Annotated in this window: 9 protein-coding genes; 7 read left to right on the forward strand and 2 right to left on the reverse strand. The window is 43.1% G+C overall.

The window, feature by feature from the left end; translation table 11 throughout:
- Positions 1 to 132: 132 nt before the first annotated feature.
- A complete protein-coding gene (locus HDC92_RS06640; RefSeq protein WP_015808069.1) occupies positions 133 to 753 on the reverse strand; it encodes a phosphatase PAP2-related protein in 621 nt (206 codons plus the stop codon).
- A gap of 282 nt (positions 754 to 1,035) precedes the next feature.
- On the opposite strand from HDC92_RS06640, the gene HDC92_RS06645 reads away from it, so the two are divergent.
- The 5 genes from HDC92_RS06645 to HDC92_RS06665 all read left to right on the forward strand — a co-directional run bounded on the left by HDC92_RS06645 (position 1,036) and on the right by HDC92_RS06665 (position 10,193).
- Positions 1,036 to 1,617: an RNA polymerase sigma factor gene (locus tag HDC92_RS06645; RefSeq protein ID WP_015808068.1), complete on the forward strand. Its 582-nt coding sequence runs from the start codon at positions 1,036 to 1,038 to the stop codon at positions 1,615 to 1,617.
- Between the two features lie 73 nt (positions 1,618 to 1,690).
- Positions 1,691 to 2,875, forward strand: coding sequence for a FecR family protein (locus HDC92_RS06650; RefSeq protein ID WP_183873157.1), 1,185 nt, complete (start codon positions 1,691 to 1,693; stop codon positions 2,873 to 2,875).
- 118 nt (positions 2,876 to 2,993) lie between these two features.
- Positions 2,994 to 6,566: a SusC/RagA family TonB-linked outer membrane protein gene (locus HDC92_RS06655; protein ID WP_183873159.1), complete on the forward strand. Its 3,573-nt coding sequence runs from the start codon at positions 2,994 to 2,996 to the stop codon at positions 6,564 to 6,566.
- 56 nt (positions 6,567 to 6,622) lie between these two features.
- Positions 6,623 to 8,365 carry a RagB/SusD family nutrient uptake outer membrane protein gene (locus HDC92_RS06660; RefSeq protein ID WP_255484464.1) on the forward strand — a complete coding sequence of 581 codons (1,743 nt, stop codon included), beginning with the start codon at positions 6,623 to 6,625 and terminating at the stop codon, positions 8,363 to 8,365.
- 346 nt (positions 8,366 to 8,711) lie between these two features.
- The gene (locus HDC92_RS06665) at positions 8,712 to 10,193 is read left to right on the forward strand and encodes a sulfatase (RefSeq protein ID WP_183873163.1); all 1,482 of its coding nucleotides are present in this window, start codon (positions 8,712 to 8,714) and stop codon (positions 10,191 to 10,193) included.
- A gap of 21 nt (positions 10,194 to 10,214) precedes the next feature.
- On the opposite strand, the gene HDC92_RS06670 is transcribed toward HDC92_RS06665, so the two are convergent.
- A complete protein-coding gene (locus tag HDC92_RS06670; protein WP_015808063.1) occupies positions 10,215 to 10,787 on the reverse strand; it encodes an RNA polymerase sigma factor in 573 nt (190 codons plus the stop codon).
- A gap of 155 nt (positions 10,788 to 10,942) precedes the next feature.
- Here HDC92_RS06670 and HDC92_RS06675 point away from each other — a divergent pair, with 155 nt between their 5' ends.
- Positions 10,943 to 12,133, forward strand: coding sequence for a FecR family protein (locus HDC92_RS06675; protein ID WP_183873165.1), 1,191 nt, complete (start codon positions 10,943 to 10,945; stop codon positions 12,131 to 12,133).
- A 57-nt stretch (positions 12,134 to 12,190) separates the two neighbouring features.
- Positions 12,191 to 13,182 (forward strand): SusC/RagA family TonB-linked outer membrane protein (locus HDC92_RS06680; protein ID WP_183873167.1); only part of this gene is annotated, 992 nt, incomplete at its 3' end.

Below are 13,182 nucleotides of genomic sequence, written 5' to 3' on the forward strand. Positions count from 1 at the left end.
GTTGTATCAGGGTTTTTTAAAGCTGTATAAGAAGATTGGTGCGTTCTCGTATATATTTAGTTCTAAAGGGAGCTCATCCTCCCTTTAGGTACTAAATAATCAGCTTAAAAGCCTCCGTGATTACAAGATTAATTAGATCTTAGCCATTGACTTTCCTAAATACCAGCACAACCAGGTAAAGATCGGAGCAGCCATAATGTCAATGGTATAATGAACGTGCTGGATCAGCAACAGTCCGGCAATTATAATTGTAGCAATAAAAGCTATAACCTTATCATTTCTTTTCTCCAGACACAATGCGCCCAGAAACATGGTAGCTGTATGGCCCGAAAAAAACAGGTCTTTAGTGATTACGTTGGAGCGGTAAAAGAAAATAGAACAGGGGTCAGCCAGATTAATGATACCAACGGGCGGGTTAAGCGGCACCAGGGTTATCGTGATGATCCGCGCTGCACACAAAAATATAAATGCCCATAAAGCCGTAAGGCACATCAGTGTATTTTTAGACATCCTGTAAAGGAACAAGCCAATCATGGCATACAATATGATAAATATATATGCCGAAACATCTATTGCCGGTAAATTCGCCAGCACCAGGTCATTCAATACATTTCCCTCACGCGCCTCAATACGTAAAAAGAAATGAGGAATAAAAATTAGAATTGCAATAAGAATGAGCATCCCAACAATAAACTTTATTCGGAACGCTTGATAATCCCAGGCTATCTGCCAGGTAAACTGTTTAAACTGCATTAAGTCGGTTAGTTGTTTTGTATGGTAAAATTATACAAATAAAGTAATTTAAATTAAAACATTATTGCTATTTAATTTTATATCCCGGCATATGCTCAGCCCTGTTAATTTCGCCCTGGTCGCCCTGGCTCTTCTTTAAATTTTTGTTAATGAAAATTTAATACTTATTTAATATATTAAAAGAAAATATAAGATTTTTTAATGTTTATTTTTGAATAAATTAAACACTTTGAAAGATAAATGCTAAATTTATGGCTACCTAACCAAATAATCAATTAAACCATGAAATTAATTGATGACGATCTGTTACTGTCCATTAGTAAGGGTGATGAAGAAGCGTTTAAATGCTTATTTAGGAAACACCGTGATAAATTATTTGCCTATATTTTCAAGATCACAAAATCAAGGGAAACGGCAGAAGAAATTGTAATGGATGTATTTATGAAAATATGGGAAAGCGGAGAGGTCCTGACAGAAATAAGGAACTTCCCGGCATTCCTTTTTCACATCGCCAGAAATAAGTCGCTCGACTTTCTACGCATGGCCGCAAAAGACCGCGTATTGGTCGAATTGCTCTGGGACCAGATCAATACACCAGCTGCCGACCAGCCAGACGATCAATTATTGCTAAACGAATTAAAATCCAACATCGATAAAGCGGTAGCACAGCTATCGCCACAGCGTAAATCTGTATTCCGCCTTAGCCGCGAGCAGCACATGACCTACGATCAGATCGCCAGTCACCTGCAACTTTCAAAAAGTACTGTAAAAAACCACATGCTCGATTCCCTCCATTTTATTCGTCATCACTTAAACACTAATTTTGAGCTCATTTTGCTCATTTTATTTTTTTTAAAAAAATAATACCCAGCCATTAGGCCGCTCTTCATTTTTTTTCGTCTTACCAGTACATAGCATAACCAAATAACCTCCATGTATGAATAAGCAGGAAAGAATATCCTTTTTATTAGACCGTTACATCCACAACAATTGTACAGCAGGTGAACTTGACGAGTTGTTTCAACTTTTAGATCATCACAGCAATAACGATTTTTTACAAAGGGAACTGAAACTCCTGTGGCAGCATACCGGCCCCGAGCAACACCATACCAACGCACAATGGGAGCAGCTCTACAATTCTATGATGCATAAAACGCAAAGAAAACCAAAGGTCAAATCTAAATGGCCTTATCAAAAATTAGCTGCTGCAGCATCAGTAATCCTCCTGCTGTTTGCCGGAATATTTTTCTATTCTCAGTATCAAAATACACAGCATAAAACAATAAATAAACAGATCCATGCAAAAAATGAACTGGTACCTGGTACCAACAAAGCTATACTTACACTGGCCAACGGAACCAGGGTGCCACTTGATGATGTCCTTAACGGAAAAGTGTCAACACAGGCTGGTGTTCAGCTCACCAAAACAGCATCCGGTCAACTGATATATCACATTCAACAGCAAGCTGCCACATCAAAATTAAGTTTCAATGCCATAGAAACCCCACGTGGGGGACAATATCAGCTCATTCTTTCCGATGGCACCAGAGTCTGGCTAAATGCAAATTCCTCACTGAAATACCCCATTTCCTTCAGTAAAACAGAGCGGCTGATCGAACTTAAAGGCGAAGCATATTTTGAAGTTACCAAAAACAAAAACGCACCTTTTAAAGTAATCAGCAATAACCAGGTACTGGAAGTATTGGGTACGCATTTCAACATCAATGGGTATGAAGATGAGCCGGATATCAAAACTACGCTGATTGAAGGTTCGGTTAAAGTGTCAAACCTGTCTAACCATACCCAGGCCCTTCTTAAACCCGGACAGCAATCCAGTTTCCATACCAATAGGTTTGAAATAAGCAAGGTAGATACTGAGGCCGCAATAGCATGGAAAAACGGCTATTTCACATTTGATAAAACTACCCTTGAAACCATTATGCGGCAGGTTTCAAGATGGTACGATGTAGAGGTTACCTATCAGAACAAGACAGTTAAAGATCAGGTTTTCAGTGGAAATGTCTCCCGATTCGAAAATGCTGCCCAGGTATTGGCCATTCTGGAACTTACCGGTCTGGTCCACTTTAAAGTAGAAGGAAGGAGGATTACGGCCATGTTGTAAATTTTTACCATCCGGATAAGCAAAAAACCGGGAGTGCGGCTAACACCCCCGGATATTTTGGTCTTATCCCAACAAATTGCAGAAACACAATTATTTAATAAAAACCAACACCAAATATATGATTTTTTATAACCTATCCCGGCTTAGGCAGCTAGTCTATGCTTTGGGACAACCCTTGCTTTCGGGCCTGGCTTTTTGCCAGATCAGTGAGGCCAGTAAAAGAAGAATAATTATGCGAGCTAAGCTTACCATTCTGATCATAACCGTTTGCTTTATGCATGTTAGTGCTATAGGACATGCACAGCGGATAACCTTGTCAAAGCAAGGGACTTCTTTAAACCAGGTATTTAAGGAAATCAGGAAGCAGACGGGCATGAATATCATTTGGCCTCCGGAAAAGTTTAACGAGGATGCCAAAATAAACGTAAGCGTTAAAAACATGTCACTTGATGAGGCCCTCTCACAAATTCTGGCACCCGTAAACTTAACCTATGCCATAAAAGACAAAACCATTGTCATACAGGTAAGGCAGGCTGCTGGCCGTATCCTTGCCGATACTTTAAAAATAGTAACCGGAAAAGTGGTCGACCTGAAAGGGATTCCCTTACCGGGCATCGGCATCAAACATAAGGAAACCAATACGGCAACCACCACCAATGCAGAGGGTATATACCAGATCAAAGTACCCAATAAAGGAACGCTGATATTTACGTATGTTGGTTTTAAAACCCAGGAAATACCGGTAGCAGGCAAAACCACCATCAACATTAAACTGCTGGAAGAACAGAAAGAACTTTCTGAAGTTGTAGTAGTGGGTTATGGCACCCAGAAAAAAGTAAACCTTACCGGTGCAGTTGACCAGGTTGGTAAAGAAGTTTTCGAAAACCGCCCCCTTACCAGTACCACTAAAGGTTTACAGGGTGTTATCCCCAATTTAAACATCAGAATGACCGATGGAAAACCTACCCGGACATCGTCCTATAACGTTCGTGGTACCACTTCCATTGGTGCCGGTGGCTCCGCACTGGTATTGATAGATGGTGTCCCTGGCAATCCCGACCTCGTCAACCCCAATGATATAGAGAGTGTTACTGTGTTAAAAGATGCTGCATCAGCAGCCATTTATGGCGCCAGAGGTAGTTTTGGTGTGGTACTGATCACTACCAAAGCCCCGGCAAAAGAAAAGGCTACCATTAACTATACTTCTGGTTATTCTCTTAACTATCAGACCATCAGGCCCGATCTGGTTACCGAGGGCTACCCATGGGCACAGGTATTTAACGATGCCTTCAGTTCATGGAACGATTATAGTGCCGATCCGCAAAAGGCCAACAGCGTGTTTCCATGGTCACAGGAATATCTTAAAGAACTTAAAAGGCGCTATGAAGCAGGCATAGGGCCCTCAACTGAAATTGACCCCGCTACCGGCAAATACATTTATTATGGCAGTACCGACTGGCTAAAAGAATTGTATGCCGACAATACGCCCTCCATGGAGCAGCAAATCAGTGTTTCGGGCAGCAGCGATAAAACAGCTTTCTACATTTCCGGAAGGTACAACAACCAGGGTGGTATATTCCGTTACAACCCCGATAAATTTAACCAGTATAACCTGCGCGCAAAAGGAAGTATTCAGGCTACCAGCTGGCTGAAAATTGAAAATGACATTACTTTTAATCAGCGCGATTATTTCTTCCCGATCCTGAACCATGCCAGCAATACACCGGTTTGGCGACGCATCTCTGATGAAGCTTTTCCTGTTGCCATGTTAAGGAACCCCGATGGTACACTTACCGATAATGCCTCTATCGTATTCGGCAGCTTCATTTCCGGTAACAACTTCATGAACGAAGCCAACAAACAAACCAGAAATACTTCCCGCGTCTTTACTAATTTCCTCGACAATAAGCTAAAGATCAACGGCGACTTTACCTTCGATAAAACTTCTTTCAACAGGCGTTTTATCTATAGCCCGGTACCTTACAGTACGGCACCAAATGTGTTTCTGGAGCGTGGTATCAACAAAATGAACAACCTTGACCAGGATTTTACCTACCTGGCTTTAAATACTTATGGCGAATACAGCAACAGCTTTGGGAAACATAACTTTACCGCTTTACTGGGTTACAATTACGAACAGTCTACACAAAAAGACCAGTTTGTAGAACGCGATAACCTCATTAACCCTGAATTTCCGGATTTCTCTCTTGTAGACGGGCAGAACTTCATCCTTACCGGTGGGGGCAACAAATGGATCACCCTGGGCGGTTTCTTCCGTGTCAACTACAATTACGCAGGCAAGTATCTGTTTGAAGTGAACGGCAGGTACGACGGCTCATCCAAATTTCCTGAAGGTCAGCAATATGGCTTTTTTCCTTCTTTCTCTGGCGGATGGCGGGTTTCTGAAGAGCCTTTCTGGAAATCTATCAAAAATACGGTCAATGAGTTTAAGCTACGTGCCTCTTACGGAAGTCTGGGTAACGGAAATATAGATCCTTACCAGTTCCTTCAAACTATGGGGGTAACCAGGTCGCCAATGGTACTGGGTGGCATCAGGCCAAACTATACCCAGTTACCCAATGTAATACCTGATGGCCTGACCTGGGAAAAAGCCACTACCACCAATTTAGGTGCCGATATTTCCCTGTTCAGGAACAGGCTGACCACCAATTTCGACTGGTACATCAGAAGAACTACAGATATGTTTACCGTAGGCCTTCCTTTACCCGCTACTTTTGGTGCAGCAGTACCCAAAGGGAACTATGCCGACTTAAAAACCACGGGATGGGAGCTCTCTATCGGCTGGCGTGATAAAATCAATACCAGCAAGCCAATTGGCTATGATTTCAGGTTTACCCTGTCTGACAGCCAGTCGACCATCGAACGTTTCAACAACCCGCTCAACCTCATTACCACCTATTACCCGGGTATGAAAGTAGGAGAGATCTGGGGTTTTGTAAACGATGGTTATTTTATAGATCAGAACGACATCAACACCCATGCCAACCAAAGCTTAATTAAGGTTTCGGCAGCGAATAAACCATTGCCGGGCGACATCAAGTTCAAAGATCTGAACGGAGACAACATCATCAACCAGGGCACAAAAACACTAAGCGATCCTGGCGATCAGAAAGTGATCGGCAACAGCAGTATCCGTTATCAATATGGCTTCAACGCAAATTTCGACTGGAACAACTTCTCTTTCGGTGTATTTTTTCAGGGCGTAGGAAAACGCGATTACATGCCTACGGCCGACAATTCCCTGTTCTGGGGCCCATACAACAGGCCATATAGCTGGCACCCAAAAGATGTGGTAGAAAACATGTGGTCGCCGGAAAACCCAAATGCCTATTACCCAAGGTTACGCGGTTATACGGCATTAAATGCGGGCGGAGAGCTCACTTACGCACAAACCCAGTACCTGCAAAATGCAGCTTATATCAGACTTAAAAATCTGTCTGTAGGCTATAATCTCCCTTCCGGCCTGATCAAAAAAATACATTTGTCGGCCTTACGTGTTTATTTAACCGGACAAAACCTCTGGGTTTGGTCGCCCATGTTTAAACATACCAAAAACATGGATCCCGAAAACATAGAACAGGCCGATCCTGAACTGAACAAAAATGCAGGACAAGGAATGGCTTACCCTATGCTAAAAACCTATACCATTGGTCTTAATGTCACTTTATAGGCTGCCGCATGAATTATATAAACACGATAATCAATTTATCCAATCATAAAATGATCATGAAAAGAATTATTTTTATTGCCACAATAGTGCTGCTGGCAGGCTGTAAAAAGTCGTTCGAACTTTATCCGCCTGATAAGCTTGCCCCCGCAAATGCGTTCAAAACAGAAAAAGACCTGCAGTTATACGCCAATTCATTTTACAATGCCCTGCCTACAGGTAATGATATTGTAAGGGCTGATGGCACCAGTGACTTTCTGGTTGGCTCTACCGTTCCGGCCTATATTGCCGGTAGTTACAATGCCGTTCAGGCACCTGCAGCAACCTGGTCCTTTACTTCATTAAGGAACATCAATTACTTCCTGGAACACTTCGGACAGGCCAGTATTCCCGATGAAGCCAAAAACCACTTCGAAGGTCTGGCCCGGTTTTTCAGGGCCTGGTTTTATTTTGATAAGGTTAAACAGTTTGGCGATGTGCCCTGGTATGATAAAACCATGGACGTATCAGATCCTGACATTTACAAACCAAGAGATCCCAGGGATTTTGTAATGAAAAAGGTGCTGGCCGATCTGGATTTTGCTGCCGCCAACATCAGGGCTGCTAAAGATGCCTCATCTTCCCAAATCAACAAATGGGTTGCACTGGCCTTTAAGTCGAGGGTATGTCTTTACGAAGGTACTTTCCGCAAATACCATACAGAATACAGCTTTACAGATGCCAGTTTCTGGCTGGAACAGAGTGCCGATGCAGCCTCAAAAGTAATGCTGGGAAACCAGTATCAGATCAATAAGGAAGCTACATTGAACATGAGCTACCGCAACCTGTTCATCAATGAACTGCCTAAAACGAATGAAGTGATGCTGGCAGCAGTAAACAGTTTGACGCTAAGGGTACTTAATGATGCCAACTGGTACTGGACAAGTGCTACTTACGGCAGAAGACTGAGCTTTACAAAATCCTTTATCAATACCTTTTTAAAGGCCGATGGCAGCCGTTTTACCGATCAGACCGGTTACAATGCCATACCATTCTGGAATGAGGTAAAAGGCAGGGACCTGAGGTTGCAGCAAACCATCAGAATGGGCGATTACAAAAGGGAAGGGGCCGCTGCACCACCCGATTTCACTTATACCTATACGGGTTATATGCCCTATAAGTTTACCCTGGATGCTAAAACTACCGATGGTAAGGCCGAGAACAGCAATTCACTACCCATCATCCGCTACGCGGAAGTGTTGCTGAATTTTGCTGAGGCAAAGGCAGAACTGGGCACTTTTACGGTTACCGATTGGAACTCAACCGTTAAAGTACTAAGGGAAAGGGCAGGAATTACAAATACTGCAATGCCGACCACGGCCGATAATTACCTGAAAACCAATTATTTTACAAACATATCAGATGCAAATCTGTTGGAAATCCGCAGAGAACGTGGCATCGAGCTTTCGATGGAAGGTTTCAGGTATGACGACCTGATGCGCTGGAAGCTTGGCTCATTGTTGCTAAAACCTTATGATGGTCTGTATGTTCCGGCGCTGAATACCCTGTACGATTTAAATGAAGATGGGGTAAACGATGTATCCTTTGTAAAAACAGCGCCGGCCAATCCGGTAAAAGGTGTAGTTTATTTTGTAGTGAACGGTACGCAACATTACCTGACAAATGATACCTTTGGTGTAATTATTGTTCAGAACAATTTAAAAAGGGTATTTGAAGATTATATGTATCTACAGCCCATACCTTATGACCAGATTGTTTTAAACCCTAAAATAATCCAAAACCCAATCTGGCCTACTAAATAATACAGACATACATTTTATCCCTTCCTTTAAAGGAGGCCACACCATTTATACCGTGTCTGGCCTCCTCTTTATTTGAAGCGTAGCTGTGGCCAGTATTAATTTACAGTTAACCTATGGTAAGCCCACGTTTTTCCAGTAAAAACGTGGGCTCACCGTGGGCTGACTGTGGGTTCACTGTGGACTGACAACAAAGGCAGGTAAAACGGATTATTAATTCAAAAGAAACATAAACTTACCAGATAAGCAGTTGCTTAGAAGTTCGGCACAAAAAATAATATATTTAATAAATGTGTGTACTGCTTAAAAAAATACTCTAATATAGCAAACACTAACCAAATTTTCCAGCATGAAAAGAGCTACAGTATTATTTTTTACCCTTTCTGTCCTTATTTTATTTAGCAGTCATAAATATGGTCCGGCACCTACTACAAAACCTTATAACGTGCTTTTTATTTTTGTTGACGACCTTCGTCCCGATCTGGGCTGTTATGGTAACCGCATTATAAAATCTCCCAATATAGATGCCTTGGCTGCACAATCGGTTCTTTTTAAGCAACAATTTGTAACAGTACCTACCTGTGGGGCTTCAAGGGCCAGTATACTTACAGGTTTAAGGCCCCGTTCAGTAAATGATCTTTCCAATGAGGCTTTTGAACTTAAACCAAAAAGCCAGAATATACCCGAATCTTTTATAGCGTTACTTAGACAGCAAGGATATTATACGGTAGGGATAGGTAAAATAAGTCACTCACCCGATGGTTATGTATATAAATACCTGGAACCAAAAAGTTCACAAATGGAACTGGAAAGAAGCTGGGATGAAATGCTTTTTAATGCAGGTAAATGGAAAACAGGGTGGAATGCCTTTTTTGGCTATGCCGATGGCAGCAACAGAAATGAATTGAAAGGCGAAGTAAAACCTTATGAACATGCGCCTGTAAGTGACAGCAGCTACCCCGATGGCTTAACAGCCGAAATGGCAGTCAGCAAGTTAAAAGAACTGAGTACAAAAGAGAAACCTTTTTTTTTGGGTGTAGGCCTGTTTAAGCCCCATCTACCATTTACTGCGCCGCAGAAGTATTGGGATTTGTATCAGGAGGCCGACATCAGCTTAACACCATCACCAGATATACCAGTAGGTGTTAATCCTGTCAGTTTGCAGGAAAGCGGGGAGTTTAACGGGTATAAAAAAGGCGAGGAAAAAGCCTCACTGGCCAAGCCTGTATCTGATGCTTATGCCCGTAAACTTCGTCATGCCTATTATGCTGCAGTAAGTTATTCAGATGCCCAGATAGGTAAAATACTGGATGAACTGAAGCGAAGCGGAAAGGATAAAAATACCATTGTGGTATTATGGGGTGATCATGGCTGGCACCTGGGCGACGACCGCGTTTGGGGTAAACATACGCTATCTGAATGGGCCTTGCACAGCCCCCTGATCATAAAGGTACCTGGTTTGCCCCAGGCCATAAACAATAATGTGGTGAGCGCTGTAGACGTGTATCCTACTTTAATGGAACTCTGCGGAATAAAGAAGCCAGCGCATATTGACGGGACAAGTCTGGTACCTGCATTAAAAAATCCGCTTGCCAGTTCAGCGGGCGATATAGCCTACAGTTATTTTAAGAAAGGGATCAGTCTGCGTACAGACCGTTACCGTTTAACAAAATACTTCCGGGCCGCAATGCCTGCAATTGAATTGTACGATCACCAGACAGATCCTTATGAAAATAAGAACATAGCAGCACAGCAGCCGGAACTGGTTAAACAATTGATGGTTTTACTGGAAAAAGGTAATACCGGTTTATACAACAAGCCGGTAAATTGAAACCGGTTAGCTCCATCGTATCTAGCGGCCCATAATTTCCAGCAGGATAAGGACCACAATCAGGTCTTTCATAGAGATCCGTAAATGATGGAGTGCATGGGTGAGCTGATTTTCTACTGTTCTTTTTGAAATGCCCAGGCGTTTGGCAATTTCCTCATTACTCAGGTTTTCTTTTCTGCTCAGTATAAAGATCTCCTGGCATCGCTTAGGCAATTCCTTTAAGTAGAGTTCCACTTTATTTTCCAGTTCCATATACCTGATACGCTCATCACCGGTATTCTGGCTGACTGCCTTTTCCAGGGATAGGGGCTCGTCGGTATAATCGATAGGGCTGGCCTTTAAGCTTTTGATATATTTGTAAACATGGTAGCGCGCAGCAGCTTTCAGGTAAGCAGGAAAAGATGCTATATTCAGGTGTTCCCTTTTGATCCAGAGGTTAAGGAAAATATCGTGTACAATTCCAGAGCAGGCCTCAGCATCTTTCAGCATGGAGAATGCCGTGGTATAAATTTTAGACCAATGTTTCTCGAAAAGCACAGCAAATGCCCTGGGGTCATCTTCCCTGATTGCTTTCCAAAGTTCCTGATCGGTCATATTACCATAAAATTAGACAATAATAGCATCAACTGCATTACAAATTGTAATGTTAAGGCATTAATTTACAAAAGCCGAAAAAATTAAAAAAAAGATTTAACTTTTATGTGTGTGGCTTTCAAAATCGGGCTCTATATAATTAGAGCAACCAAATTATGAGCAAAGAAGATTACCTGAAACTGTATGAAAAGTACCTTGCCGGCACCTGTAGCCAGGCAGAGGAGGCTTTACTGATGAATTATCAGGATGGTTTTGAACTGCTTGACCTGCCCTGGGATACGAAAGAGATGGGCGATCAGGAGCAGACCAGGCAAATGATCTTCAACAGACTACAGCCGAAAATCAGGCCGCGTAAAGTATTGCGTTTAAATACCTTAGTAAGATGGTCTGCCGCTGCAGTGCTGCTGCTGGCGCTGTCTGTAGGCCTGTACCGCTTAAATTCCCGCAAAGCAGCTGTGCAGCTGGCCGGACAAGCAGTAAGCAAATTCTTTAAAAATGACGTTCCTCCTGGAAAAGATAAAGCTGTACTTACACTGGCTGATGGGTCGGAAATTGTGCTGGAAGGTAAAAAGAATGGAATATTGGCGCAGCAGGGTGCTGCAAATCTGCGCATCGATGGCGGGCAACTGGTTTACGAACCTGCTGCTGGGCCTGATGTTTCAGATCAGCAGGTCAATACGATCAGTATGCCGCGTGGCGGAAAATATCAGGTAATATTGTCGGATGGTACAAAAGTATGGTTAAACGCCGCATCTTCTTTAAGTTTTCCTGCGGTGTTCGGTACTAAAAAAAGGGTAGTCCGCTTAAAGGGCGAGGCCTATTTTGAAGTTGCAAAAAGTAACAGGTTAAGCATAGTGAATGGAAAAGCAATAGCAGAACGGGTTCCTTTTATAGTGGAAACTGCCGCGCAAAGTGTAGCGGTTTTGGGTACCCATTTCAACATCAGTTCATACGATGAGGAAGTTATGACCAGAACAACCCTGCTGGAAGGCAGCGTGCGTGTTTCGGCTATCAAAGGCAATATACAACAACTGTTAAAACCCGGGCAGCAGGCATTGCTGAACCCTGCAAAGGGTAGCATAGCTGTTTCAGCGGCTAACCTGGAAGAGGCCATAGCCTGGAAGAACGACATATTTATGTTTGAAGATGAAGATATCCATAGCATCATGAGAAAAATATCACGGTGGTATGATGTAGAAGTGGTATATAAGGGCGAGCTTAAAGGTACCAAATTTGGCGGAACGGCTTCCCGTTCTGACAACCTCTCTGAGGTACTTAAAGCATTGGAACTGACGGGCACCATTCACTTCAGTATAAATGGCAGAACGGTAACCGTAATGCCATAGGAATAGAAACAACCAATATAAACTAATTATACCTGTATTCATTTAATTTTTAGGTCGATGAAATTCGTGCTTATTTTGCTATTCCCGCTATTTGCGTTACTGAATACGGTTGATGCGCAGAAAATAACCCTGTCGGAAAAAGACGTCCCCCTTGAAAAAGTATTTAAAGAGATACGACGCCAAAGCGGCTATAATTTCATTTACAATTCGCAAATGCTGAGGGAAGCGAATCCCGTAAGTATTGTGGTAAAGAATGCGGGGTTAAAATCAGTGCTCGACCTGTGTTTTGCCGGACAGCCCATTACTTATCTGATCAACCGCAATACAGTGGTGGTGAAATGGAGACAGCAGCCTGCTGCTCCTGCAAACCAGTTGCAGCTCATAAAAGGTCTGGTAAGGGACGAACAAAAAGCAGCTTTACCTGGTGTGAGTGTTTATTTAAAAGATGAAAAAAAGGGGACTGTTACAGATGCTGATGGCCGTTACATGCTGGAGGTTCCGGATGATACAGGGATACTGGTGTTCAGTTATATGGGTTTTCAGTCGAAAGAAATCGCCATAAGTTCGGGCGGCTATGCCATTGTTGACCTTCAGGAAGATACGAAAGGGCTGGCAGAGCTGGTAGTAGTGGGCTATGGTACCCAAAAGAAGCTGACCGTTACGGGCTCGGTAAGCTCGGTTAAAGGGTCGGAACTCAGACAAAATCCTTCGGCCAGTTTGCAGAACACCCTGAGCGGCCGCCTGCCCGGCTTCTTTTCCCAGCAGCGATCGGGCATCCCCGGCAGTGATGGGGCTGCCTTTTACATCAGGGGGGTAAGCACCTTTTCCAATGGGGCAGGTGCCAACCAGCCACTGATCATTGTGGACGATGTGGAATCTACCTACGACCAGGTGGCCAGGATAGATGCCAACGAGATCGAAAGCATCTCTATCCTGAAGGATGCCTCTACAACTGCCGTTTACGGCATCAAAGGGGCTAACGGGGTAATGGTGATCACCACCAGAAGGGGGCAGGCCGGGCCGGCTAAGATCAGCCTGCGTACCGAGAC

Source organism: Pedobacter sp. AK017 (assembly GCF_014200825.1).
Classification (GTDB): domain Bacteria; phylum Bacteroidota; class Bacteroidia; order Sphingobacteriales; family Sphingobacteriaceae; genus Pedobacter; species Pedobacter heparinus.